The 25,415-nt window shown below is 64.7% G+C and carries 27 protein-coding genes and 2 tRNA genes; 17 read left to right on the top strand and 12 right to left on the bottom strand.

The window, feature by feature from the left end:
* Nucleotides 1-9: 9 nt before the first annotated feature.
* The 3 genes from sufD to C449_RS06150 all read left to right on the top strand — a co-directional run bounded on the left by sufD (nt 10) and on the right by C449_RS06150 (nt 2,276).
* Entirely contained in the window at nt 10-1,221 is a 1,212-nt protein-coding gene (gene sufD / locus C449_RS06140; RefSeq protein WP_006077107.1) for a Fe-S cluster assembly protein SufD, read from the top strand.
* Nucleotides 1,222-1,306: 85 nt separating this feature from the next.
* Entirely contained in the window at nt 1,307-1,789 is a 483-nt protein-coding gene (locus C449_RS06145) for a ferritin-like domain-containing protein (protein ID WP_006077108.1), read from the top strand.
* Nucleotides 1,790-1,844: 55 nt separating this feature from the next.
* On the top strand, nt 1,845-2,276 hold the full coding sequence (locus C449_RS06150; protein WP_006077109.1) for a metal-dependent transcriptional regulator: 432 nt from the start codon (nt 1,845-1,847) through the stop codon (nt 2,274-2,276).
* 29 nt (nt 2,277-2,305) lie between these two features.
* On the opposite strand, the gene C449_RS06155 is transcribed toward C449_RS06150, so the two are convergent.
* The gene (locus tag C449_RS06155) at nt 2,306-2,698 is read right to left on the bottom strand and encodes a hypothetical protein (protein ID WP_006077110.1); all 393 of its coding nucleotides are present in this window, start codon (nt 2,696-2,698) and stop codon (nt 2,306-2,308) included.
* Between the two features lie 267 nt (nt 2,699-2,965).
* Here C449_RS06155 and C449_RS06160 point away from each other — a divergent pair.
* A tRNA-Gln gene (locus C449_RS06160) sits at nt 2,966-3,038 on the top strand.
* Nucleotides 3,039-3,086: 48 nt separating this feature from the next.
* On the opposite strand, the gene C449_RS06165 is transcribed toward C449_RS06160, so the two are convergent.
* The 8 genes from C449_RS06165 to C449_RS06200 form a co-directional block, all read right to left on the bottom strand.
* Entirely contained in the window at nt 3,087-3,869 is a 783-nt protein-coding gene (locus C449_RS06165; RefSeq protein ID WP_006077111.1) for a hypothetical protein, read from the bottom strand.
* Nucleotides 3,870-4,084: 215 nt separating this feature from the next.
* On the bottom strand, nt 4,085-4,723 hold the full coding sequence (locus C449_RS06170; protein WP_006077113.1) for a TetR/AcrR family transcriptional regulator: 639 nt from the start codon (nt 4,721-4,723) through the stop codon (nt 4,085-4,087).
* Between the two features lie 70 nt (nt 4,724-4,793).
* Nucleotides 4,794-5,633 (bottom strand): ABC transporter permease subunit, encoded by an 840-nt coding sequence (locus tag C449_RS06175; RefSeq protein ID WP_006077114.1) that lies wholly within the window; start codon nt 5,631-5,633, stop codon nt 4,794-4,796.
* Nucleotides 5,630-6,418, bottom strand: a complete 789-nt coding sequence (locus tag C449_RS06180; protein WP_049913940.1) for an ABC transporter permease subunit — start codon at nt 6,416-6,418, stop codon at nt 5,630-5,632. The genes C449_RS06175 and C449_RS06180 overlap by 4 nt, the downstream gene beginning before the upstream one ends.
* Nucleotides 6,411-7,433, bottom strand: coding sequence for an ABC transporter ATP-binding protein (locus C449_RS06185; RefSeq protein WP_006077116.1), 1,023 nt, complete (start codon nt 7,431-7,433; stop codon nt 6,411-6,413). The genes C449_RS06180 and C449_RS06185 overlap by 8 nt, the downstream gene beginning before the upstream one ends.
* Before the next feature lie 481 nt (nt 7,434-7,914).
* A complete protein-coding gene (locus tag C449_RS06190) occupies nt 7,915-8,313 on the bottom strand; it encodes a PaaI family thioesterase (protein ID WP_049913941.1) in 399 nt (132 codons plus the stop codon).
* A gap of 158 nt (nt 8,314-8,471) precedes the next feature.
* On the bottom strand, nt 8,472-9,038 hold the full coding sequence (locus tag C449_RS06195) for a plastocyanin/azurin family copper-binding protein (RefSeq protein WP_006077118.1): 567 nt from the start codon (nt 9,036-9,038) through the stop codon (nt 8,472-8,474).
* Nucleotides 9,039-9,395: 357 nt separating this feature from the next.
* The gene (locus tag C449_RS06200; RefSeq protein WP_006077119.1) at nt 9,396-11,288 is read right to left on the bottom strand and encodes a PINc/VapC family ATPase; all 1,893 of its coding nucleotides are present in this window, start codon (nt 11,286-11,288) and stop codon (nt 9,396-9,398) included.
* Between the two features lie 83 nt (nt 11,289-11,371).
* Between C449_RS06200 and C449_RS06205 the strand changes: the two genes are divergently transcribed.
* The 4 genes from C449_RS06205 (at nt 11,372) to C449_RS06220 (ending at nt 14,649) form a co-directional block, all read left to right on the top strand.
* The gene (locus tag C449_RS06205) at nt 11,372-12,457 is read left to right on the top strand and encodes a M20 family metallopeptidase (protein ID WP_006077120.1); all 1,086 of its coding nucleotides are present in this window, start codon (nt 11,372-11,374) and stop codon (nt 12,455-12,457) included.
* Nucleotides 12,458-12,493: 36 nt separating this feature from the next.
* Nucleotides 12,494-13,996, top strand: coding sequence for a carboxypeptidase M32 (locus C449_RS06210; protein ID WP_006077121.1), 1,503 nt, complete (start codon nt 12,494-12,496; stop codon nt 13,994-13,996).
* A 158-nt stretch (nt 13,997-14,154) separates the two neighbouring features.
* Complete coding sequence (locus C449_RS06215) at nt 14,155-14,340, top strand: HVO_0416 family zinc finger protein (RefSeq protein ID WP_006077122.1); 186 nt, start codon at nt 14,155-14,157, stop codon at nt 14,338-14,340.
* 66 nt (nt 14,341-14,406) lie between these two features.
* Entirely contained in the window at nt 14,407-14,649 is a 243-nt protein-coding gene (locus tag C449_RS06220) for a DUF7533 family protein (protein WP_006077123.1), read from the top strand.
* On the opposite strand, the gene C449_RS06225 is transcribed toward C449_RS06220, so the two are convergent.
* Complete coding sequence (locus C449_RS06225; RefSeq protein WP_006077124.1) at nt 14,646-16,475, bottom strand: UvrD-helicase domain-containing protein; 1,830 nt, start codon at nt 16,473-16,475, stop codon at nt 14,646-14,648. The two genes, C449_RS06220 and C449_RS06225, sit on opposite strands and share 4 nt — an antisense overlap.
* Before the next feature lie 135 nt (nt 16,476-16,610).
* On the opposite strand from C449_RS06225, the gene C449_RS06230 reads away from it, so the two are divergent.
* The 3 genes from C449_RS06230 to C449_RS06240 all read left to right on the top strand — a co-directional run bounded on the left by C449_RS06230 (nt 16,611) and on the right by C449_RS06240 (nt 18,980).
* On the top strand, nt 16,611-17,198 hold the full coding sequence (locus C449_RS06230) for a riboflavin synthase (RefSeq protein WP_006077125.1): 588 nt from the start codon (nt 16,611-16,613) through the stop codon (nt 17,196-17,198).
* 77 nt (nt 17,199-17,275) lie between these two features.
* Complete coding sequence (locus C449_RS06235) at nt 17,276-18,361, top strand: geranylgeranyl reductase family protein (RefSeq protein WP_006077126.1); 1,086 nt, start codon at nt 17,276-17,278, stop codon at nt 18,359-18,361.
* 58 nt (nt 18,362-18,419) lie between these two features.
* A complete protein-coding gene (locus C449_RS06240; protein WP_006077127.1) occupies nt 18,420-18,980 on the top strand; it encodes a GNAT family N-acetyltransferase in 561 nt (186 codons plus the stop codon).
* A gap of 55 nt (nt 18,981-19,035) precedes the next feature.
* Here the strand turns inward: C449_RS06240 and C449_RS06245 are convergent, their stop codons facing one another.
* Nucleotides 19,036-20,649 (bottom strand): DUF255 domain-containing protein, encoded by a 1,614-nt coding sequence (locus C449_RS06245; protein WP_006077128.1) that lies wholly within the window; start codon nt 20,647-20,649, stop codon nt 19,036-19,038.
* Between the two features lie 90 nt (nt 20,650-20,739).
* Between C449_RS06245 and C449_RS06250 the strand changes: the two genes are divergently transcribed.
* From C449_RS06250 to C449_RS06275, 6 genes are all read left to right on the top strand, one after another.
* The gene (locus C449_RS06250) at nt 20,740-21,234 is read left to right on the top strand and encodes an FxsA family protein (protein ID WP_006077129.1); all 495 of its coding nucleotides are present in this window, start codon (nt 20,740-20,742) and stop codon (nt 21,232-21,234) included.
* Nucleotides 21,235-21,303: 69 nt separating this feature from the next.
* Nucleotides 21,304-21,377: transfer RNA gene (locus C449_RS06255), tRNA-Ile, on the top strand.
* 542 nt (nt 21,378-21,919) lie between these two features.
* Nucleotides 21,920-22,120 (top strand): hypothetical protein, encoded by a 201-nt coding sequence (locus tag C449_RS06260; RefSeq protein ID WP_006077130.1) that lies wholly within the window; start codon nt 21,920-21,922, stop codon nt 22,118-22,120.
* A gap of 91 nt (nt 22,121-22,211) precedes the next feature.
* Nucleotides 22,212-22,469, top strand: coding sequence for a hypothetical protein (locus C449_RS06265; RefSeq protein WP_006077131.1), 258 nt, complete (start codon nt 22,212-22,214; stop codon nt 22,467-22,469).
* A 361-nt stretch (nt 22,470-22,830) separates the two neighbouring features.
* The gene (locus tag C449_RS06270; protein WP_006077132.1) at nt 22,831-23,394 is read left to right on the top strand and encodes an NAD(P)/FAD-dependent oxidoreductase; all 564 of its coding nucleotides are present in this window, start codon (nt 22,831-22,833) and stop codon (nt 23,392-23,394) included.
* 58 nt (nt 23,395-23,452) lie between these two features.
* Entirely contained in the window at nt 23,453-24,361 is a 909-nt protein-coding gene (locus C449_RS06275) for a DMT family transporter (RefSeq protein WP_006077133.1), read from the top strand.
* A 204-nt stretch (nt 24,362-24,565) separates the two neighbouring features.
* Here the strand turns inward: C449_RS06275 and C449_RS06280 are convergent, their stop codons facing one another.
* A complete protein-coding gene (locus C449_RS06280; protein WP_006077134.1) occupies nt 24,566-25,360 on the bottom strand; it encodes a creatininase family protein in 795 nt (264 codons plus the stop codon).
* Nucleotides 25,361-25,415 lie beyond the last annotated feature (55 nt).

The following is a 25,415-nucleotide window of genomic DNA, read 5'->3' on the forward strand; positions in this document are numbered from 1 at the left end:
ATTATCGCAATGAGTACACAGGTACACGCAAACCTCACCGAGGAGCAGGTCAGGCAGATTTCCGAGGGTCTCGACGAGCCCGAGTGGCTGCTGGAGCAGCGTCTCGACGCGCTCGACGCGCTCGAAGAGCTGGAAATGCCCGACGTCATCCGGACGCCGGGACGCAACTGGACGAACCTCTACGATCTCGACTTCGAGGGGTTCGTCGATCCGCTGAACGCAGCCGAGGAGAAAGACCAGGTCGGCCCCGAGGAGGTCGAGGTCATGTCGATCGCGGAAGCGCTCGACGAGCGCGAGGAGCTCGTCCGCGAACACTTCGGCTCGGTCGTCGAGCCCGAGGAGAACTACCTCACGGCGCTCTCGACCGCGCTGTTCTCGACCGGCACAGTCGTCTACGTCCCCGAAGGCGTCGACGCAGAGGACGTCACCGTCCGGACGCGGATGAACTCCCAGTCGCTGTTCAACTACACGCTGGTCGTCACCGAGAAGTCGAGTTCGGTGACGATCCTCGAACGACAGACGACTGGCGAGGACGTCGACGGTGAGCGGTACTACTCCGGCGTCGTCGAGATCGACGCGGGCGAGAACTCGAACGTCCAGTACGGATCGCTCCAGAACGTCGACGAGGAGACGTACACCTACACCCTCAAGCGTGGTCACGCCGACAGCCACGCCACGATCAACTGGATCGAGGGCAACCTCGGCTCGCGACTCACCAAGTCCTCGGTGGAGACTCATCTCCAGGGCGAGGGCTCGGAGTCCCAGATCGTCGGAGCCTTCTTCGGCCACAACGACCAGCACTTCGACGTCGCCGCGCGGGTCTGGCACGAGGCCGAGCACACCACCGCCGACCTCGTGACCCGTGGCGTGCTCGACGACGACGCCCGATCGGTCTACGAGGGCGTTCAAGACGTCGGATCGAACGCGTGGGACACCTCCTCGTACCAGCGCGAGAACACGCTGATGCTGAGCGACGAGTCCGAGGCCGACGCCTCGCCGAAGCTCATCATCAACAACCACGACACCGAGGCGAGCCACTCCGCGACGGTCGGACAGGTCGACCAACAGGATCTGTTCTACATGACCTCGCGCGGGGTGTCGCCACGCATAGCGCGGAACATGCTCGTCGAGGGCTTCTTCGTGCCCGTCTTGGACGAGATCGCGGTTGAGGAGTTCCGCGACGACCTCTCCGATCTCGTCGCGGCGCGGCTGCGGGAGTAATCGTTTAAGTCCCTCCGTCCGCGAACCACGGTATGGACGTCCACGAGGCATCGATTTTCGAGCGCGTTCTTTCAGGGTGGTTGCCGTGAGCGTGAGCCAGCCGGTGGCTTCCGACCACCAGCTCGCCCGTCTCCTCCAGATCGGGGTCGTGCTGGAGGAGGTCGTCGAGGCACGCGCCCACCAGCACTCCCAGTCGTTCGAGGCGGATCTCGACCCCGAAATCGAGGACTTGCTAGAGCACGCCGCCGAGGAGTCAGCCGAGCATCGCGACCGTCTCTCGGGGCTGATCGACGAACTCGACGCCGAACAGATTCCCTTCGAGCAGATCGAGCCGCTCGTCGCCGACCACTACGAGCGCGATCGTGACACCGACGGCGTGCTCTACGACCAGCTCGCGAACGAGGAGACCGCCTACAAGTTCTATGACGATCTCATCGCCGCGATCGAGTCCAGTACTGTGGAGTTCGGGATCGAGCGCGAACGACTCGTCGGAACACTGTCGACGATTCGTGAAGAGGAAGCCGAAGGAGCGGAAGAGGTCACGAAACTCATGGAGGAACGCGAATGAACGCTGTCGAAGCGAAGCATCGACAAGCTCACGTGAGCCACCGGGGGTGGCTCGCGTGAACACGGCCGAGCAGTACCTGAAAGCGATCTATCTCGTCCAGCAGGTCGAGAACGGCCCGGCGGCAACAGGTCGATTGGCCGACACTCTCGACGTGAGCCCCGCAAGCGCCAACGAGATGATCGGGAAACTCGAATCGCGCGGGCTCGCCGACCACGAGAAGTACAAAGGCGTCACGCTGACCGACGAAGGGATCGAACGCGCGCGTGATTCGCTCCAGACGTACTGCATCATCGAGCGGTTCCTCGTGGAGGTGCTCGGCGTCGAGGAGTTCCGTGCCGAAGCCGGCCAGCTCGAAAGCGTGATCGACGAGACGGTCGCCGAGCGCCTCGACACTATCATCGATCGTGAGCCGCAGTGCCCAGACTGTTTCGCGCCGGAGGAGGACGTCTGTGCCCTGCTCGACGCCGAGCCAGAGGCGGCGGACTGACTCTCCTCGCGAGGCGACCGCAACCGCAATCACCGTTTGTCGGACCACGCTTTTGGCGGCGGAACGATTCCTGTTGTGACGAGCGCCAGCCCGACGAGATAGCAGCCGAGTGCCGCCGCACCCGCAACCACGAGCCAGCCAGTGGAGACGACCACCGCCAACGTGCCGAGACAGAGTGCGATGCCGACGGTTCCCGCCCTGACGGTTGGTCGAGCCCAGAGCCGACGGACGCGATCGGCATCCCGACCGGCGAGCGCCTCGAAGCCCACGGTTGATATAGCACCGACAAGGATCGCCGACGGCGAGACGTCGATCTCGCGGTTCCGAATGATCGCGATCGCAACCACGAGAACGGCTGCGGCGAGCGCTCCGTCAGCAAGCCTGGTCGGTGGATCCTGTGGTGTCGTCCGTTCGTCGGCCACGCCTGCTCGATTTCGAGAGATGCAGACAGAAAAGGTCGGGTCTCGAAGCGTTCAAGTGTGGTCCGGCGATACTCCGAAACGAAGTCCCGTGGTGTCTCGCCGAACGTAGTCGTTCGAAACGGCTTCGCCGTTTCGTGATGACGAAAGACGCTTCGCGTCTTTCGAACCATGAGGCGAGGCTCGGAACGCGAGCAAAGCGAGCGTTTCGGTGGTGAGCAAATCCGTAGGATTTGCGATCCTTGCGGGACGAGCGAACGAAGTGAGTGAAGTCCCGTGGTGTAGTGGCCAATCATATGGGCCTTTGGAGCCCATGACAGCGGTTCGAATCCGCTCGGGACTATTTGCTTCGTGGATGGCGCTCCGCTGTTCTACGATGGACGAATCTCTGTTAGGTCCACTCGATCTCGAACCCCCGGGCGTCGCAGCCACGACAGACCGCGCGGACCACGTCGAACGACCGACAGCACGAGTCGACGACCTCCTCATCCAGCTCTACCGAGTCGTCACACGCCGGGCACGTTTCGAGGAACAGCCGGAGACTGCCGAGGAGTTGGAGCCGCTCGACGGGTGTCAGTCGCTGCCACGATGACACGAACGACGGAACGACGTCGGTCGCGGCCACGTCGGCCACGATCGCCGCGTCGGAACTCCACTGTCCGACGGTCGCGTTATCGTGAAGTGCGACGACGTTACCGTCGATCGACTCGAACGTCAGCTCGTCGTCGGGATCGTCGATCGCCTCTTCGAGGCGTGTCGATCCCGGGTCGCGTTCTCGGACGAACTCGATCCGGTCGCGCCACGTCGTGCGAAACTCGGGCTGGAGACAGAGATCGTCCGCGTGTTCGCACGGGCCGATCACCCCTGCATCCACCAGGAGCTCTTCGGGCGAAAAGGATGCAGGGGTTGACGGCTGTGTCGGTGCCTTCCCGAACCGACGCAGCACCCGATCCGGGAGGTAACGCTTGGTCAGCGCCGGCGTGCCGGGAACGAGATATCCTCTGAGGTAGATGACGACGAGACAGCCCACGAGTACCGCCACCCCAGCGCCCGCAGTCCACAGTCCGATCGCAGCGCTCACCGCGATCGCGATTCCGACGTTGACCACTGTACACGGGAGACAGCGGTTCTCGCCGACGTGTTCCGGCTGCCGAAATCGGGAATGGAGCCCCATTGGTTCCCGTTACCGGGGCAGTCCAGTTCAATCGTGTGGTCGCTGTCGTGTACGTCATGGATGATTTGGTGGTAATTGCTCTAGTTGCTCCTATCGTCGTCGGCCGGTTCGATAGTGTCACGCGAGCCGTCGGTTCGAATCCGCTGGCCCATCTCGATTTCCTCAGTCGCCTTCGGTACTGACACAACGGCTGAAGTGAACCGTGTACGCTTAGATTACTCCCGGTGAGGTTGCTGGGGTTCGGGTTTGCTTCGAACTGCCGCGTTCGTGATGCCGGTGACGACGGTTTCGATCATCATGTTTCGGACGGCGGGATAGAGATCCTCGCCGATGTCCTCCTTGTGGAGCGCGAGAATGGCTGCTGAGTCGATGGTCGCGGCGATGATCTCGGGGTCACCCTCACGAATCGCCTCCGTCTCCTGCCACTCCCTGATGTAAGGCATGATGTAGCCGAGCTCTCGCGTTCGTTGTTCGAGGAACTCGTCTTCGGAATACAGGTGGCCCAACTGCTCCAGCTCGTCGTCGGCGAGCACCCGCTCGATCAGTGGATTCGTTTCCAATTCCTCGAAGAGAACGTGGAGGTACTCCCTGATCGCCTGCTCGGGATCGGACTGTTCTTCGAGCGGGGTGGTAGCACGCTCGTAGAACCGTTCGGTCTCGCGTTCGAGGACCGCGAGGTAGAGCTTTTCCTTCGAATCGAAGAACTGATAGAACGTGCTCGGCGCGATGTCCACAGGGGTAGTGAGGTCGGTCATCGTGGTCTTCTTGAGCCCGTAGCGCGCGAAGAGCTTCCGGCCCTCGTCGAGCAGTTCCTGTCTGATGTACGCCCGTCTTTCGTCGCTGAATCCTTTCATGGTGTGGTCGTCTACTGATGAAACCGCGGATACGATTCGATCTCTGGGATCGTTCGGTGCGTCCGATTCACTACAGATCCATCCGGGTGAATCGAAACTGGCTCACGATTACCAACACGATGGCGACCGCGAGCAGGAGTGCTGCGCCATCGAGGTTGTAGGCTCCATCGACGAGGATACCCGACGGATCGAAGTAACGCATCGGCGAGACGTTCCCGAGCCACTCGACGTCGGTCTCGACGACGAACGATTCGAGGAGCCACGCCGCGATGACGACCCCGAGCGCGGCACGGCCGGCGGTTCGTCCCCGGCCGACGACGACGCCCAGCAAGAGGCCGACCGCAGCCCAGCAGAGCAGGTACGGGATCGACAACGCGTGCAGCGCCGCGAGGTCGGCAAGCGCGATCGGTTCGTCGATGAGCACCGAGCCGCCGTACATCACGAGCGGGATAACGACGTTCAAAACGACGATAGGCACGAGCAGCGAGAAGTACTTCCCGAGCAGCACCTTCGTCCGCGAGATAGGGGCCGCCATCAGGGTGTCCATCCGGTCGTTTTTGATGTCGCCCGCGACGCTCCCGGCGGCGCTGTACGCGAGGTACGCGCCCAGCCCGACGACCCACGTGAAGGTGTAGAACTCGCCGCCGACGACCCCTTCGATCGAGTTGAAGTTCTCGAACCCCATCAGTGCGTTCATCGCGGGTGGCATCGCCTCGATGATGTCGTCGTATGCGCCCGTCGAGACGAGGTCGGGGGCGAGCGCGACGAACATCCCGCCGAACAGCGCGAAGATAACGGCGAGGACGCCCGTGATCCGGAGTCGTCGAACGCCCTCGAAGCGGATCACGTCGAGCATCGAGCCGGTGTGTCCCCCACGGTCGGCGGCTTCGGTTCCCGTCTGGGTGCTCATTGGACGTCCCTCCGTGCGAACCACGCGCCACTCGCGAGCAGGAACACGGCGGCAACGGCGAGTAAGATGGCCGCGCCCTCGTAGTTGTACTCGCTCGCCGTGAGAATGGTGACCGGGTCGTAGTAGCGCGTCGGCGAAAGCACTCCGAGCCAGTCGAGGTCCGTCCCGTCGGCCACCGTCTCGACGAGGAAGGTTGCGACGACCGCGCCGGCCGCGACACCCTCGGCGACGACGCGTCGCGGAGCGAGAACCGACGCCAGCATTCCGAATGCACCCCAGAGCAACAGGTACGGGACCGAGAGTGCGTGGACCGCGATCAGGTCGGCGGCCGCGATGGGTTCGTCGACGAGTTGGGTGCCGGCATAAACGACCACGAGCACGACGACGTTGATGACGATGATGGGCGTGAGCAGCGAGAGAAATTTTTCGAGGAGGACGCTCGTCCGCGAGACGGGGGCTGCCAACAGCGTGTCCATCGTCCCGTCGTCGATGTCGCCCGCGATGGAACTCGCGGCGCTGTAGGCTACGTAGATGGCCAACACGAGCAGCCAGCCGAACCAGTACAGTTCGAGCGCGATGAATCCCTCGATGGTCCCGATGACGTCGAGCTGCATCGCCTCGACGAGTGCCGGCGGGAACGTCTCGGTGAGCGCCGCGACGTCGAACTCGTCGAGCAGACCGGGCGCGATGAGGATCATCATGGCCGCAAACGCCGACAGCCCGATCGCGACGACCACAGAGCCGGTGAGCCGGCGTTCGGACTCGAAGCGCGCCGTCTCAAACATCGGCGGCCTCCGTGTTCCGGTCGTCGGTCCCGCCGCCGTCGCGATCGTCACCTCGCTCGTTCTCGACGCGCTCGACGGTTTCTTCGGGGTTGTGGTCGCCGTAGAAGCGCATGAAGACGTCCTCCAGCGGTGCCTCCTCGATGGTGAGGTCGAGCACATCGTAGTTCAGCAGGCGGCGGAGCAGCGGCTCGTAGGTGCCGGTGTAAGTGAACGAGACGGTCTTACTGTCCTCTCCTCCATCGGTCTCGGCGGTCGCGGGGCCGACGGACTCGCCACTCACGGTGACATCGTGTGCGCCCTCGATGGCGAACTCGTTGGCAGTCACCGAGTCGCCGAGGTTGGCCCGAACGACCTTGCCGGTGCGGTCGAGCAGCGACTCGATGTCTTCGAGTTCGACGAGGTGGCCGTTGCGGATGATGCCGATGCGGTCACACACTTTTCGGACCTCGCCGAGGATGTGCGAGGAGAAGAAGAAGGTCTTCCCTCGTTCCTGTTCGGCGCGGATGAACTCGAGGAACTGGTCCTGTTTGAGGGGATCCAGCCCCGACGTGGGTTCGTCCATGATCATGAGGTCCGGATCGTTCATGAACGCGAGCACGATGGCGAGCATCTGCTTGTTCCCCCGGGAGTAATCACCGACCCTGCGGTCGAGCGGCGGGTCGAACAGTTCGAGCAGTTCGTCGCTACGCACGTCGCCGCGAAGGGAGCCGTGGTACTCCAGAAGACGACGACCGGTGACGTTCTCATTGAACCCCGGCTCGCTCGGGAGGAATCCGATACGTGATCGCGCCTCGCGGAGCGCGCTTGCATCCGCAATATCGGCACCGAGGACCGTAGCGGACCCCTCGGTCGGGGACTGAAAGCCCATCAACGTCCGAATCGTGGTGGTCTTGCCCGCCCCGTTCGGGCCGAGAAAGCCGAACACTTCACCCTCCCGAACGTCGAAGGAGAGATCCTCGATGCCGCGGACATCCCCGTAGTACTTCGTCAGTCCGTTCGTTTGGATTGCAGCCATATTATTCTCTCATACATCTACACTCTATGAGTATATGAATACTCTGACCACAACGTTTTTGAATTTTTGAATTTTAGCTCTGACCGAACTGCGGCAGACGGAAGCTGCAGTTTGTGCGGAGTCTCCTCTCAGTCGTGATGCAAACCGATAACTGGAAGGTTGTAACAATAAATTCAACGCTGATGGGTTGGCACAGAATTGGCTCCGAGGAACGTTAGCCAAGTCATCTCGCTAGATGAATCAACCACCTATCATAAATGTCACATACATGTAGGTTCTGGTAGACACGTCGACGTATCCTCTTACCGTGTATTTCAGCACGCTCGTTACTCCCTCCGTAGTGATGGTGTCGCTCGGAGCGGATCTCTTCGAGCGAGTCGAGGCAGGACGAATCCCGGATGGTAGCGCTATCCATATCCACTCTCTGATGGATGACAACTACCGCTGAGAAGACTCTCGACGGGAACTCAGAGCGACGTACTTACTCATAGCCGATGTCGGACGTGAGTTCGGTCTTGCTACGCGTGAACGTTCCGGAGCCACGAGCGAGTTCATGTCCGTTGTCGTCGTAGGCGACCGATTCGGCGATGAGTTGGTTTGGATTATCGTTGACGACCTCGCCCTCAGCATGAATGGTTCCCTCTGAAACTGGGCGTTCGAAGTGGAGATTGAAGTTCGTCGTAAGGACGAAAACATCCTCGATAAGCGAGTTGGCCGCAAAGAAGGCGGCATCGTCAAGGGCCTTAAAGTAAATCGAGCCGTGAACGGCACCGAGTGGATGGTGGTACGATTCGGAGATCGGTAGCTTGAGGTCGGCCTCACCGTCACGAACCGCGAGGGTTCCGTCGCAGATACGGTTGATTTGTGCGTCTTCGTACATCCGTTCGAGCTTTCGGAAGTGTGCTTCGCTCACGTCTGTGGGAACTCGCGGAAGAACGATACCGATTTCGAACCTCGAAAACGAACTCCATCGATTAGACCGTTCGTGATGAGCGTGGTTGTGCCAAAAGAACGAACAGCGAGCGGCAACCGAGTCAACTACTCTGTATGTTCTCTATAGTCGCCACCATACTTCATGAACACGTAGGCGAGACCGAGCGTCGAGAGCATGAAACTCATCGTGGCGACGCCGAGGGTTTTCGCGCTGTTGGGAACAACGGGTCCTGAGGATTCCCCACCACTACTCGCGCCACCCTCCTGTACGATGATGGTGCCGACCATCCCGACGGCCTCGTGGGGTGCACAGTGGTAGGGGAACTCGCCGGTCTCTTCGAAGGTATGTTCGAAAGTGATACCGCTGCCCTCCTCCGGACTCCCGCTGTCGAACGCGCCGTCGTCGGCGACGACGTTGTGTGCGCCGCCCTCGCCGGTCCACTCCCAGACGACGGTGCCGCCGGGCGCGATGGTGGCTTCCTCGGGTCCGAAAGAGGTCCCCGATCCCGTACCGACTTCTACTGTCGTCGTCCCGCCGCCACCGCCCCCACTCGAACTGTTGCCTTCCTGTGCCGCCGCCGTCCCGCTCGTGCCTGCGACGGCCGCCGCCCCTGCTGCCGTCCGGAGGAACCCCCGGCGGCTCACTGGTCCGTCGGCGTCGGTTTCGCTCATGTGATCCCCTACCGGCTGGCGCGTACTGAACATTACGATGCACCTTTTTACTTCGTCGGGTGCGCTCGCTCCGCTCACGCATCACTCCCCGCAAAAATCTGCACCAAAAACACTCGCACACTCGCCTACGGCTCGTTCGCGGTACAACCCACTTGTCCACCGTACCACGACCGTAAACTGCACAATACCCCCGAACCCTCGGTCACTCACTTCGTTCTCGTGAGCGAAGCGAACGAGAGCTCGGAGCGCGCAGCGCGTGCTCCGGCGTTCGTGGCCTCGCCCTTCATCCGCCAGGCCCGCACCACAGCCGCCGCTCCAGAGCGCAACCATCCCGAAAAAGCGGTCGACTGTTGTCGTTTACGACGGCGCGACGGTGACCTGCTGGCCGCGGTCGATCGCACCCTCCAGCTCCTCCGCGATCGCGCTGCCCCGCGAGACCTGCACCTCGCCGCCCCGCGAGACGGTCGCAGTGAACAGATACTCGCCGTCGGCCTGGACCTCGACCGTCTCACCGGCGTAGCCGTCCATCGGGATCACGACGTGTCGGGACGTGATCTCGGGTGTGACGATCTCGCCCGCACCGCTCGATCCGCCACCGCTCCCGCCCCGACTGCCGCCACCGCCGCCACCGCTATTCGCGTTTCCCGACCGGCCGCCGCGACCGCCTGGCCGCTCGTCGAACGTCCGCACGTCGATGCTGATCCCGAGTCGGTTCTCGATGTCGGTGATCCGACCGCCACCCTTGCCGATCACCGTCGAGATGTCGGCCTCCTCGACGTAGACGACTGCGGTGTTCGCGCTCTTGAGCTCGACCTCGCAGTTGCCGCGCGCGACCGACCGGATCTCGCGTTCGATCTCCTGTTTCGCGATCCGGTCGACGCCGCTGTCGTCGTCCTCGCCACCGACGGGGACGGTGACGACCTGACGATTGAAACTGTAGATCTCGTACTCCGGACGCTGGGTCTCGAAGTCCCGAACCTGGATCACGGGCCGCGCGAGATCCTCCTCGGTGAGGCCCTCGGGGACTTTGACCTCGGTCCGAACGTCGTAGACGGTGTCGATCTCGCCCGCTTCGACGTACACCACGGTATCCACTACTTGTGGGATCATCCCGAGTTCGACCCGCCCGACGAGTCGGCCGAGCGCGTCGATCGCGCGAGTGGCGTGGACCACGCCGATCATTCCGACGCCAGCGAGGCGCATGTCCGCAAAGACCGAGAAGTCCTCGGTCTTCCTGACTTCGTCGTAGATGGTGTAATCCGGCCGGACCATCAGCAGCGAGTCCGCGGTATTCTCCATCTGCCCGTCGAGCTCGGTGTACTGAGTGATCTCGGGGCCGACCTGGAGATCGCGGGGCTTCTCCATCGTCTTGACCGAGAACGCCGAATCGGCGAGGAAACCCGCGACCGCACCCGCGAGCGTCGACTTCCCCGCGCCTGGCGCGCCCGCGATCAGGACGCCACGCTGGTGGTCGAGCAGTCGCTCACGGAGGTCGTCGGCGTACTCGTAATCGTCGAGTTCGGTCTCGACGATCGGCCGAACCGCGGTGATCTCCAACCCGTCGGCGAAGGGCGGCCGGGCGAGCGCGATCCGGTACTCCCCGAACTGGACGATCGTCATGCCGTTCCGATCGAGTTCGGTGAACCCGTCGCTCGACGCCCGCGTGGCGGTCTCAATCTCTGCGACCCACTCACGGAGATCGTCCTCGGTGAGCGGGTCGTCGCCGATGGTTTCGAAGCGCATCTCGCCGACTGCCCCGCGTTTCGCCATCGGTGCGACGCCGGTCTTGAGGTGGACGCTCATCGTCTCCTCGTCGAAAAAGTCCTCGATCGCGAGCTGTTCGGGTGCTTCCCCGCGGACTTCGGGATCGACGTACTCGACGTCGAGTTCTTTCGCGCGGGCGACCTCGCTTTGGACTTTGTCGCTCGTGAGCAGCGTGGCCCCCTTCTCCGCAGCGAGATCGCGGATCAGCGCGTCGACGGCCCCCTCGTCGGAAGCGTGGCGTTCGCCGTCGCCCGGCCGTCGGCCGACGTACTCGACTTCCACACTCCCCTCGTCGGCGAGTTCGGCGAGCCGTTGGAGCTCGGCGAGTCCGTCCCAGCCCGACTCGCGGCCGTCGTTGGCCTGGAATTCGAGTTCCGCGACGACCGCCTCGGGGACCGCAACGGTCTCCTCCTCGAACGCACCGCTCTCCACTCGTTCGGACACGCGCCCGTCGATAACCGCGCTCGTGTCCGGTACGACAGTCATGCGTGTCGTTCGGCCGGCAGGATCAAAAGGGTGTTCAAGCGCGGGCGGAAGGGCTTATGCCGTTTCTCGTGGATCGTGCTTCCATGGCTGCCGTCACGGATCTCACCCGCGACCTCGCTGCGATCCCGAGCCACGACGACGAGACCGATGCAGGTGACTTCATCGAGGCCTGGCTCCGAGAAGAGACCGACGCCGACGTGACCCGCGACGGGGTCGGAAACGTCATCGCACGTCGGAACACGAACCCCGACGCGAACGAGTCGGTCGCGCTCGTCGGCCACCACGACGTCGTGCCGCCCGACGAATCGCAGATTGCCAACGGCGAGTACGTCGTCGAGGAACGCGATGGCCGGCTCTACGGCCGGGGTGCGGCGGACATGAAGGGCGCGGTCGCGGCCGCGATGTGTGCCTTCCGCGACACCGACCCTACAGTGGAACTCGTCTTCGCGAGTTTCGTCGGCGAGGAGATCGGTGGCGAGGGCGCGCGCCACGCCATCGACGAGGGGTTCTCGCCCGACTACGCGATCGTCGGCGAGGGGACGACGGGCTACTCCGCGCCCGGAACGACTGACGTCGCGGTGGCACACAAGGGTCGGCGGGCGAGCACCATCACTGCCCACGGGACTGCGGCCCACGCGAGCGAACCCGAGGCCGGCGAGAACGCCGTCTACACCGCGTGCAAGGCGGTCGAGATGGTTTGCGAGATCGACGCACCATCCACCGACGTGTTCGGCGAGCGGGTACGGGGCAGCGTCGTCGTGACCGAGATCGAGGGTGGATCGGCGTGGAACGTCATCCCGGAATCGTGTTCGATCACCGTCGACGAACGGACGATTCCGGGCGAGCGCGCTCCGTTGGCGGCGGTCGAGGATTCGGGACGCGTCGAGTGGACGGTCGATCAAGACCTCCCGCCGATGGCGTGTGACGACGAGGCGTTCGCCGAGGCGGTGCGAGCGGCCGCCGCCGACGCCCAGGAGGGCGAGCCCGAACTCGTCACGAAACCCCACGCGACCGACGCTGGCTGGCTTGCCGAGGCGGGCGTGACCTGCGTGATCTGTGGGCCCGCCGAGCAGGGCGAGGCCCACACCAAAGACGAGAGCGTCTCGCTCGCCGTCCTCGATCGGTGTTACGAGACCTATCGCGGTGCGGTCGAGTCGATCGGCCGGTAGGCAAGAATTGATAGGGCGGCGCGCCGGGTGTCGGGTATGGCATCCGACGCCACGGTCGACGCCTACGACGAGCTCCTCGAACGCTACGAGCGGATTTCCAACATCCAGAGCGCAGCGGGCGTGCTGAGCTGGGATCAGGAAGTCATGATGCCCGACGGCGGCACGCCGGCGCGCTCGGCCCAGCGCTCGGCGCTGTCGGCGACGAGCCACGAACTCCTCGTCGAGGAGGACATGGAAGGGGCGCTCGAAGCGGCCGAGAGCGCGGACCTCTCGGGCGAGCAGGCTGCCGTCGTCCGGGAGATCCGCCGCCAGTACGACCGTGCGGCGCGCGTTCCAACGGACCTCGTCGCGGAGATCTCACAGACCACGAGCGAGGCGCTCCCGGTCTGGAAGGAGGCGAAAGCCGAGGACGACTTCGAGACGTTCGCGCCGATCTTGGAGGACTTGCTCGACCTCAAGCGCGAGTACGCCGACCACATCGATTCGAGCCGACCGCCCTACGAAGTGCTGTTCGAGGACTACGAACCCTACCTCGGGCTCGACACAGCCGAACGAATCCTCGACCGACTCCGTGAGGAGCTCGTCCCGCTGATCGACGAGGTGGGCGAGAGTGATGTCGAAATCGCCAGGCCGTTCGACGGAACGTTCGACGCCGACGCCCAGGAGGCGCTCGCGCGCGACGCGCTCGACACGCTCGGCTACGACTGGGAGCGAGGCCGGCTCGACACCGCGCCGCACCCGTTCTCGACAGGAACTCAGTTCGACGCCCGCGTGACGACGCGCTTCGACGAAGAGGACCCGCTGGGAGCGCTAACGAGCACGATCCACGAGTTCGGCCACGCGACCTACACTCTCGGGCTGCCCGACGACGAGTACGGAAGTCCGCTGGGCGAAAGCCGCAATCTCTCGGTCCACGAATCCCAGTCGCGGCTCTGGGAGAATCATGTCGGGCGGTCGCAGCCGTTCTGGTCGCTGTTCCTGCCGAAAGTCAAAGAGCGATTCTCGGGACTCGACGACGTCACCGCGCGGGACGCCTACGAGGCCGCAAACCGGGTGTACGACGACAACCTCATTCGCGTGGAAGCGGACGAACTCACCTACCACATGCACATCGTGCTCCGGTTCGAGATCGAGCGCGCGCTCATCGAGGGCGATCTCGACGTCCGCGAGGTGCCCCAGGTCTGGAACGACAAGATGGACGAGTATCTCGGAATCCGTCCCGAGACCGACGCCGATGGCTGTCTCCAGGATATCCACTGGTCACACGGTTCGTTCGGCTACTTCCCCACCTACTCGCTCGGCAGCGTGCTCGCCGCGCAACTGTACGAAAGCGCCGACGCCGCCATCGACGATCTCGACGACGACATCGAGAGCGGCGAGTTCGACGCGCTCCACGACTGGCTCACCACGAACGTCCACAGCCACGGTCAGCGCTACACCACGCCCGACCTGATCGAGGAAGCCACCGGCGAGGCGTTCACCGCCGACTATTTCCTCGATCATGCTACGGCAAAGTACGGCGCGCTGTACGATCTGTAGGACATCGAGATAGCGGCGATTTCTCCCTCGATTTCGACCGGATCACTCTTCCGTTCCGGGCCTCCTTACTGTCCGTCGTCGTTCTGCCACGTCGTTCGCGGTAAGCGTTAGCACCGACCACCAGAGCTATAAGATTGGTGCGTCATACCGTAGCATGTATGGCGACCGCACCCAACGACGCCGACGCTGACGTCGACGAGTTCCTCGCGCAGCGCGGCCACGAAACCGGATCGCCGGGATGGGGAGAGAGCTACAACAAAAAGCAGTGCCCGGACTGCGGTGGGCTTCACGAGTCCGACGCGAGCACCTGTACGGTGTGTGGCTGGACGCCGCGATCGGCCTGATTCTGGGATTCGACCGCTCGACGCCGCGACGAAGCCGGTAAGTGATCCCGTCTCTCACGACGTGATATGGGCATCATCAGCACGTTCGGAACGGTCGTGACGCTCGTGCTCGCGCTGCCGGTGGCGATGCTCGGCACGCTCTTTCTGGCCCAGGGGCAGACCCTATCGGGCATCGCGATGATCGTCGTCGCGGTGTTGATGTTCGTGGTCAAAACGTACGTCACCACGCCGGACGATCTCCCTATGATGGCGGCCGAGCGCACCGTCGGTACGATCGCGAAAGACCCCGACGAGGACGAGCAGAACTAATCCGCGGCGGGGGCCTCGGCCTCACTAAGCACGTCTTCGACCGTGACGCCCGAGGGTTGGTTGTCGAGCAGCACGTCGACCGGGAGCGTGGGCGCGCCGCCGATGAGGTCTTCGAGCAGGACGAGGCGCTCGCGTGCGCGACTCATCCCGACGTAAAACACCCGACGCTCGTTGTCGGTCAACATTGGTACTGGATCGGTGTTCTTGGTGAACGGCTCGTCGCCGGGGATCGCGGTGTCGTCGTCGACCGAGGCCGCCATCTGCTCGACGACCTTCTCCGTGAGGTCAGTCGCGACGAACACGTGATCGGCCTCGCGACCCTTCGCGGAGTGGATGGTCCCCACCCGGACGCGATCACGGTCGACGTCCTGATACTCGCCGCCGAAGTACGCCGCGACCGACTGTTTCTGGAACTGTGAGACCTTCCGGAGCATGTCGTCGGCCGACGCCGGCCCGGGCATGAACGGGACGTGCTCCTCGACCAGTTCGGCGTCGATGGTGAGTTCGGCGATATCCTCGACGCCCGCCGCTTCCTGCTCGTCGTCGAGCGCCTCGTAGAGGGCGTCCCGATGGTTGGTCCCGAAGGCGGTGTCGGCGAGCATGTCGGCCAGCCGGCGGGCTTCGAGTCCCGTGATGGGCTCGCCCTCGTCGACCCGCTCGATCGCGCCGACGTAGTCGTCGAGTCGGTCGGTCCACATCCGCTGGTCGGTGAGCGCCTGGAAGGGAATCCCGTCGTCGATGAACTCGTCCATGAACCGGAACAGCTGATAGCGAGCCCGGAACAGCACCATCACGGTCTCGTCGGTGTTCTCGACCGTCGACCGGACGTTCCGGACGAGATCGAGCATCGATGGGCCGTGGACTGCCTCGACCGTTCCGCCCTCGGTCCGCGGTCGGAGGTTCTTCTCCTGGCGCTGCTCGATGTGACGGACCTCGCGGTTCACGACGTTCAGCACCCGCGACGGCAGCCGGTAGGAGTTGTCGAGGATCACGTCCTCGCCCACCTCGTCGAGGAGGAGCTGTGGGTCCGCGCCTTGCCACGCGTACACCACCTGATCGTCGTCGCCCGCGATCAGCGCGTGCTCGACGTGGGGTTTCCACGCCTCGTACACTTGGTGCTGGAGCGTCGTGATGTCTTGGAACTCGTCGATCACGAGGTACTCGACCGACGGGAGGAGCGATCGCTGGTGGACGCGTTCGAGCATGTCCGCAAACCCAGTCAATCCCTGCTCACCTTTGTACGTTCGCCACGCTCGGATCGCCTCCGGGATGTCGATCCGATCGTCGTCGGAGGGCCACGTCGGGGTGTACTTGTTGCCCTGCTGGGCGTTCGGATCGATGTCCGGTGGCAGCCGAACCTCCTCTTCGTCCCACTGGAAGGGCACGTCGTACCAGTCGGCGACGTCCCGCGTCGTGCGCTGGAGCCACTGGCTCGTCGCGATGGTCTTGTTGCCAATGGTGGTCGAGCGCGCGCTCCGCCGACGCGATCCCTCGTACTCGTCTTCGAACTCGATCCCGTACTCCTCACAGAACTCCTTTTTGTCGGATTCACCGACGACATCGCCGCGCGAGAGGTCGAGGAGTTCGTACGCCTTCGCGTGCATCGTACAGACGTTGCCCTTGAGCGATCGCGGGCTGACGTCGAGGCGTTCGGCGAGGCGTTCGCGGATCTCGGCGGCTGCCGCTCGGGTGTACGAAACCACGAGCACGTCGTCGACCGTGACGCCCGGCTCGTCGAGGATGTCCTCGACGCGGTCGAGCAGCGCCGTGGTCTTCCCGCTCCCCGGACCGCCGAACAGCCGGGTCACGTGCGTGTCGGTAGACATGGCCCAGAACAGGCACCCATCGGTTATAAACGACGTGGCTCCCGTGCGAACCCGTTTCGCGACCCGGACACCGTCGAACGAGGACCACGGCCGTCGAGCGGTAGCCTCATCCCGCGACCACACCTATCGCCGACCATGTTCACCGGTATCGTCGAAACCACCGGCCAGGTCCGCGACGTCATCGACGAGGACGGCGGCAGACGCGTTCGGGTCGGAGCCGACCTCGACGGTCTCGCACACGGCCAGAGCATCGCGATCGACGGAACCTGTCTCACCGTCGAGAACCACGACGACGGGTGGTTCGAACTGTTCTGCTCGACCGAGACGCTCGAACGCACGACGCTCTCGACGATCGCAGCCGACGATGCGGTCAACATCGAGCGCGCGCTGCCCGCCGACGGCCGGTTCGACGGCCACTTCGTCCAGGGTCACGTCGACGCGACCGCCGAACTCCGATCCGTAGAGCGGATCGGCGACGACTGGGAGTTCGCGTTCTCACTGCCCGAATCGGTCGCTCGCTACGTCGTCGAGAAGGGATCGATCACCGTCGACGGAATCAGCCTCACGGTCGCCGACCTCCGTGCCGACTCGTTCACCGTGGCCGTGATCCCGGCGACCTACGACCTGACGGCGCTGAGCGAGAAGCAGCCAGGCGATCCGATCAACCTCGAGGTCGACGTGATCGCCAAGTACGTCGAGCGCCTCACCGAGGGGTATCGGTGAGGTCGTCACGAGTGGCCGGAACGAGCGGCGAACCGAAGAGCGAAGTTTCTTTGATGGACGCCGGCTACTCCCGGGCAATGTACGATTTCGTCGTCGTGGGTGCCGGGCCGGCCGGGTCGCGCTTCTCCCGCCAGGCCGCCGCGGCGGGCCACGACGTTCTCGTCCTCGAACGTGGCGAAGTCGGGACGCCGCTCGCGTGTTCGGGCCACGTCAGTACCGACGTCTGGGGATTCACGCCCGACGGCGCGCGCACGGACCTCCTCCAGAACGAGATCTCGGGCGCACGGTTTCACGCCGGCGGCCCCGGCGAGCGCGCACATCTGTTCTACAAGGACGAAACCATCTCGAACGTCATCGACCGGGTTGGCCTCGACCGAACCCTCGCACGCGCGGCCCGCGAGGCGGGTGCGGACCTCCGGGAACACCACAGCGTGGTTGACGTTGAGGAGCACGCCGATCGCGTCTCGGTGACCGCCAGAACGCCCGACGGCAAGCGAACCTTCGACGCACGGATGGTGGCGGGCTGTGACGGACCGGTGTCGCGGGTTCGACGCGAACTCGACCTGCCCGAGCCGGGCGAGAAGCTCCAGGGTGTACTCGCGTTCTCGGAGGAAAACGATCCCGGCGCACACGTCGACGTCCACCTCTCGGTGCCGGAGTTCTTCGCGTGGCGCATTCCCCGCGCCGAGGCAGGCGTCGAGTACGGCCTCGCGGCCGCACCCGGTGAGAACGCCACCGGACTGTTCGAGGCGTTCACCGACGGCTACGGGGTCGAAACCGGCGAGACGTGTGCCGGGATGATCCCCATTGGACCGCCCGATCGCGTCACCGGCTATCGGTCGTTTCTGATCGGCGACGCCGCCGCCCAGACCAAGCCGTTCACCGGCGGCGGGATCGTGTATGGAATGACCGCGGCCGACCACGCCGCCCGCGAGATCGATCCCCAGAATCCAGGATCGCTCGCCGACTACGAAACGGCGTGGCGCGACGACCTCGCGCGTGAAATCCGGCTCGGACACTGGGTCCGCCGGGCGTACTCGCTCCCGAAACCCCTCCAGAACGCCGGCCTCTCAGCCCTCTCCGGGAAGATCGGCGTCCACATGGACAAACCGACCACGCTGTTCTCGCCTGAGAGCCTGAAGACGCTGCTCTCGCGGTCGTAACGACTGTCGTTGCCGGGTAGCCAGTAGCCATTTATGCAGGTGGATCGACCGACTCCGCATGCCCGGCGAAGTCTTTCTCCGTAGCGAGCGTGTCACTCTCCGCACCGTCGAACCCGAGGACGCAGAACTGCTCCAGCGAGCCCGCAACGATCCCGACCTCCGGGAGGGATTGCTGTTTCGCTCCCCGTCGACCCGGGGCGAGGTTGAGGCGTTCATCGAGGAATCCGTCGAGGGCGACGACGAAAGTCAAAACCTGCTGATCTGTGTGAGCGACGAACCGATCGGGGCGGTAGACCTCTTCGACATCCACCGGGAGAGCGCTACGCTCGCCTACTGGCTGCTGCCGGACCACCACGGCGACGGCTACGCGACCGAGGCCGTCGCGCTCGTGATCGATCACGCCTTCGACACGCTCGGTCTCAACCACCTCGTCGCGTGGACCATCGGCTACAACGGGGCCTCACAGGCGCTTCTCGGCCGGCTCGGTTTCTCCCACGAAGGAACCTACCGCGAGCACGTCTTCCGAAAGGGCGAGCACCACGACACGGAGCATTACGGTATTCTCGCCGATGAGTGGACGGGAAGCGAGTCGATCCTCGACGGAGGCTCGCCGGACTGACGGCGATCCCCGATGCGAACGGTCGCCGGCGCGCGGCGATGTGTGTCTGTTGGCCTCACTCGCCAGCGACGTGCTCGTGCAGCTCCGCCGGAGCCGACACCATCGTCGATTCACCGTCGATAGTGATTCGTGCGGTGTCCGACTCGCCATCCACGTCGGGGATCACGACCGCTTCGTGGTCCGGGATGTCGAGGGCGGCACGATGGAGTGGCGAGTCGAGGGGTGCGGCGACCGCAATCTCTGTCCCGGAGAGCACGCGCGCGGCGGTGGTGGCGTACCCCGCGACCTCGATTCCGAGCCGATCGTGTGCGCCCGCGAACGCCGCGAGCGTCTCGCGCGCGATCTCGTGATAGCGGTCCTCACCGGTCAGCACGCCCAGCTCGTACAGCGCGTCCGCGATCGTCACGTTCGTGCCGAGCGGTCGTAGCGGGCGCGAGAGCAGCCCCGATCCGTCTTCCGGTCCGTCGAGAAACGAATCTCCCTCGCGGCGTTCCGCGATCGTGTACTCCGCGATCCGTTCGGCGGGCGCAAGCCAGTCGTCGCCGAGCACTTGGACGGCACTCGTGAGCGCACCGAGGACGCGGGCTTGATCGGCGAGCACTCCGTGGGGGCCGGCCGTGTTGCCGTCGCGGTAGTGGAGCACCCGTCCGTCCTCGACGAGGCTATCGAGGAGCTGTGAGAGTCCGCGCTCGGCCCCGCGACGCGCCCCCTCGTGGCCGATGACGGCGTGGGTTTCGAGCAGCGCGTCGATCGCGAGCCCGTTCGCTCCGGCGAGCACGGTGTCGTCGATCGGGGGCGAGTCAGCGGCTTCGCGATCGCTCGGTGGAAGACCGTAGTACGCCTCGTCGCCCGCCTGGCTCGCCGCGAAGCCGTCGCCGCTCGCGAGGGTCGTCGTGAGGAACTCCGCCGTGCGCACCGCGGGGTCGGCGTACTCGTCGTCGTAGCGTGCCGCCGCGGCGAACGTCCGGCAGAGCCCGGCGTTGGTATCGAGGGTCTTCTCGGTCTGGCGGTCGCCCCAGTCGCGCTCGACGGCGTACCGGAAGAAGCCGCCGGCGTAGGTGTCGTGGAGATGTGTACGAATAGCTTCGAGCGTCCGGAACGCCCGATCGGGATCGCGGGTGAGCGCGAACTCGATGGCGGGTGCGAGCGGGAACTTCGGTCCCGTCCCCCACCCGCCGAACTCCTCGTCGAACGCCGCCGCGATCTCGCGCTCCATGTGGGCCTCGATCGCCGGGGAGAGCGCGCCCGCCGGCGGGTCGGCGTCGCGGAGTTCGCGCGGGACCCGTCCGGCCTCCTCTCCGTTCTCGTTCCACGCCGTCCGCACGCGTTCGAGCACCTGACGGAGCCCGTCGGCCCCGAGATAGGTCGCGCCCGTGATGAGTTCTCCAGAGGGGGTGAGGAATACTGTCGAGGGGAACCCACCCATGTTGTAGCGCTCCCGTACTCGGGGCCGGCGATCGACGTCGACGCGAACCGGCACGAACCCGTCGTTCAGGTTTGCCGCCACAGTTGGTGAGGCGTACGCAGTCCGGTCCATCTCACGGCACTCGCGACACCAGTGGGCGCGCAGGTTACAGAGAATCGGCGCGTCGCGCTCGCGGGCCTCGTCGAACGCCGCTGCGCCCCACTCGCGCCACTCGACCAGCGTATCGACTGCGCCAGCGTCCATATTTCCCCTTCGGCGGACCGGCCAAAGCGCTTCGGACTCCGAACCCGTCGGAGGATAAAGGGTTTTGCGTGCGCGACGGGTAGTCGAAGTATGGTGCTCCGGATCATCGGGCTGCTCCTCCTCATCCCGCTGTTCGACGCCGTGTTGCTCGTCGCGGTGGCGAACTTCATCGGCGCGATCCAGACCGTGGCGCTGGTGGTGCTCACGGCGCTGATCGGAATGCTCCTCGTGCGCGCCGAGAGCCGTCACACCGTCAGGAAGATCAGGGAGCGCGTCGAGCGCGGCGAGCTTCCCGGCGACGAGCTCCTCGACGGCGGCCTCTTGATCGCTGCCGGCGCGTTCTTGCTCACGCCGGGTCTCGTCACCGACGCCGTGGGACTCCTCCTCGTCGTCCCCGTGACGCGCTGGCCGATCCGCTCGGCGATCAAGCGCTGGTTCGTCGTGCCGTACATCGATCGAAAAACTGGCGGAATCGCCTCCGGCGGCGTCTACGTCGGTGGATTCCCCGGTGGAGCCGACACCGACGATTCGGACATCTACGATGTCGATAGTGGACGCGATGACCCTGAGCCAGGTCACGAGTAGTTTCACTGAAAAATCGACGCGTCGCGAAGAGAAACCCTTACATGCGGTACGGCGCAACTCCGGATGTCCGGGCCAATAGCTCAGTTAGGTTGAGCGCTCGGCTGATAACCGGGAGGTCCGCGGTTCAAATCCGCGTTGGCCCATTTTCCTACGTAAATCGACGAACGAAGAGGGTCCGATGAGCGTCGAAAATACAACCGAGCGGATTTGAGCCCTGCCAGTCGCAGCCGACGAACGAAGTGAGTCGGATCGTCTGGCTCCGGTTCAAATCCGCGTTGGCCCATTTCTGACGGCGAAGCGCACGAGCTACTGACTCATGAAACGGCAGCCGGTGCGATTGGCGAACGGACCCCTTCGCGAGCCGTAGCTCGTCGGCCAGTTCATCCGAAAAAGACAGCAGGGGTAGGTTACAGGTGATGCCACGCAACAGAACCCTGCTGTCCCGTGGAGCTCGCCTCGCTCCGTTTGTCACTCTGTCCCACGCGATAATAAGCTTTGTGTGGGCACACTACTGCGATATATATTGATTGCGGGTATCGGTCGGGCGAAAGCTGGTGCCGAATTGGATGAGTCTCGGCTGAGGTGTCGATACCGACATGCGCCGAACCGAGCCATTGAGGCCAGTCGAGACCGTAGCCGAGCGTATGATCGGTCATCGATGCCGCCAAGCGGGGACGGTCCGTCCATGACGGTCGACGAACGCGTGCTGCTGGGGGTCGTCCTCGCCGCCGGCGTGGTCGTCCCTGGGGTGGCTGACTACGCGCTTTCGACCGCCGGGTTTGACACGGCCGGAATGATCGTTTGGGCCGTCGGCTACCTCACGATGGCACTCCTGGTCTGGTATCGCTGGATTCGGCCGCTCGATCTCTCGGGGCCGGCCGGATAACTGCCCTCGGTATCGTCGTCTGGCGACCGCTCGCAGTACTCGGCCCGACTCGTAAGCTTGAAGCCGGCGACCCGCCGACGTTTCGCTGAGGATGTTCGCGCTCCCGCTGCAGGTGATCGACAAGTTCCTGCTCCAGTACAATCTGGGCCAGGTGTTGCTGCTCGTCTTCGTGCTTGCGACCCTCGCCGCGCTCACCCAGCGGTCGCTGAAGATCATCGCGCTCCAGACCATGACCTTCGGTCTCCTCTTCATGCTGGTTCCGAGCATCGACGGCCCGCCCCTCTATCTCTACCTCGGCATCGGACTCCTGATGGTCGCCCCGATGGCGTACGTCAGCGCCGGCCGCTGACCCACCACTTTTTACTGCGTCGGGTCTCCTCGCTCGTCGGCTTCGCCGACTCGCTGCGGGGACCACTCCTTGTAAAAACCTGGACTAAAAACACCCGCTCGTTCGCCTTCGGCTCACTCACGGCGAACCGCGCTCGCTCCGCTCGCGCGGACGGTCTCCACTACCCCGCACCACGACCGCAAACCGCACAACACCGCCGAAGCCCTCAACTGCTCGCTTCGCTCGCAGTTTCACCCTTCATCTGCCAGGCCCGCCCCGCAACCGCGCCGCCCCGTAGCCGCACCGCTCCCGCAGCCGCCCTGCAACCGCACGCGCTCTCGCCACCACGATTTATCCCGCTCGGCGTGGTACGTATCGCCGTATGTCAGAGACAGATGTCGCGGTCGTCGGCGGCGGACCGGCAGGGCTCAGCGCGGCGCTGTTCGCCGCGAAGAACGGTCTCGACACGATCACCTTCGACACCGACGAAACCTGGATGCACAAAGCGCACCTGTTCAACTACCTCGGGATCGAGAGCGAAGACGGCTCGGCGTTCATGGACGACGCTCGCGAGCAAGTCGCGGAGTTCGGCGTCGATCGCCGGCAGGGAACGCAGGTCACCGGCGTCGCCGAGAACGGCGACGGCTTCACCGTCTCGACCGACGATGGTGATCACGAGGCGAGCTACGTCGTCCTCGCGACGGGCGCGAAGCGCGATCTCGCCGAGGACCTCGGCTGTGAGTTCACCGACGAGGACGTGGTCGACGTGGACGTGACGATGGAAACCACGGTCGAGAACGCCTACGCCACGGGCGCGATGGTCCGGGCCGAGGAGTGGCAGGCGGTCATCTCGGCTGGCGACGGTGCGGCAGCCGCCCTGAACGTCCTCACGAAGGAGAAAGGCGAACACTTCCACGACTTCGACACGCCTGCCGACGCCGAGTGACCGACGACCGTCGCGACGATCCAGAACCCGTAAGCGGTCGGCCGCCGTCGAACCGGGCGTGAGTACCGGTGTTTTTCGACGTGTCGAGCGCACGACGCCACCCCTTGCGGCGCTCGCGGTTGCGGTCGTCGCGGTCAGCACCAGCGCGTTCTTAGTTCGCTACAGTGCGGCCCCGAGCCTCGTGAAGGCGTTCTACCGGGTTCTCTTCACCACGCTGCTCCTCGTTCCGTTCGCGCTCGTTCGCCACCGCGACGCGTTCGGTCGGCTCTCCGCCCGGGACTGGTTCGTCGCGACTGCGGGCGGCGTCGCGCTCGCGATCCACTTCGCATCGTGGTTCGAGAGCCTGGAGTGGACCAGCGTCGCCGCCTCGGTCACGATCGTCCAGTCTCAAGTCCTGTTCGTCGCCGCCGGTGCGGCGTTCTTCCTCGCCGAACACGTCACCCGCCGCACCCTCGCGGGGATGATCGTCGCACTCTGTGGGATCGCGGTGATGTCGGTTGGTGACGCTCTCACCGGGGCGAATGTCGCGGGTGCGGCCCCGCTGTACGGCAACGCCCTCGCGCTCGTCGGTGCGGTCTGTGCGGCGGGCTACGTGCTCGCCGGGCGCTCGCTCCGTCAGCGCATCCCGCTGGTTCCGTACGTCATCGTGGTTTACTCTGTCTGTGCGGTCGTACTGCTCGCGCTCACCGTCGCCGACGGCGCGGCCTTGGTCAACTACCCGCCCCGCGAGTGGCTGCTCTTTCTCGGGATGGCGGTCGGCCCCGGACTGTTCGGCCACACAGTCCTGAACTGGGCGCTTGCCCACGTCGAATCCAGTGTCGTCAGCGTCTCGCTGCTCGGCGAACCCATCGGTAGCGCGCTACTCGCGCTCGTTCTCCTCGGTGAGATTCCGACCGCGATCACCGTCGTCGGCGGTGCGGTCGTGCTCGTGGGGATCGCGGTCACCTCGCGGGCGCGGACGACCTGACCTGATGGGGAGATCGATGGGTGGTTGGCGCGCGATGAATGCGCGCCGACGGCGCGCAGAACGCGCGAGGGATGACTGAATGATGCGAGCGTCGCGAGCAAACGAAGGAATCGACTGGGGAGGGCGTGGCCCGCTCTCTCTCATTTGTCCCGTGGTTCGCGGCTTTCGACGCCGTACTCCCGACCGAAATCCCTCATCGTGTGGCTACTGCCGGCTGCCTGGCTGCGGGTCGACGTGTGGTTTCGCCATGAGCGCGTCGCGCGGCTGGTCGTCAAGCCAGTCGAGCAGCTGAACGAGCTGGTCGGCCGCGGCCTCGAACAACTGCTTGCCCTTTGCCGCCGTCGCGTCGGTCTGATCGCCGAGCACGCCATTCTGGGTGTTGTCGATCGAGTCGTAGAACGTCCGTGCGCCGAACTTCCGCGGGTCGGCCTCGGCGAGGTCGGCGATCCCGCCATCCCGGGCGTCGTCGAGCTTCCCGTCCCGAACGAGGTCAGGAGCGATATGCTGGATCATCGCGGTCTCCTTCGGCCCTCCATGCGGGCCGTTCTGGGCGAACAGGTCGTCGACGAGTTCGGGGATCGAGTCGTTCCACATCCACTCGATCGCGTAGGCGGTGCCGTCGTCGCGGAGTCGCCGGCCGACCTCGCGGAGGTGGACGGTGTTGCCGCCGTGGGCGTTGACGAACACGATCCGGTCGACGCCGTGGTACGAGAGGTTGCGTGCGAGGCTCTCGACGTACTCCCGGAAGGCGGGTGCGTCGACCCACATCGTGCCGTGGAACTGTCGGTGATGGGGGCTCACGCCGACGTTCACCGTGGGCGTACAGAGCACGTCAGCCCGATCGGTCGCCTCGCGCGCGAGGTGCTCGGCGATCAGGTGGTCGGTAGCGAGCGGAAGATGCGGACCGTGCTGTTCGGTCGAGCCGAGCGGGACGACCGCAAGCGACTCGCTTGCGACGTGCTCACCGAGTTCCGGCCACGTCCGATCCGCGAGGTACATACCGGCGTGTCGAGCGGACCCCGCATAACGGTGTCCACTTCGGCTCTCGTGGCCG

The organism is Halococcus saccharolyticus DSM 5350 (assembly GCF_000336915.1).
GTDB lineage: Archaea > Halobacteriota > Halobacteria > Halobacteriales > Halococcaceae > Halococcus > Halococcus saccharolyticus.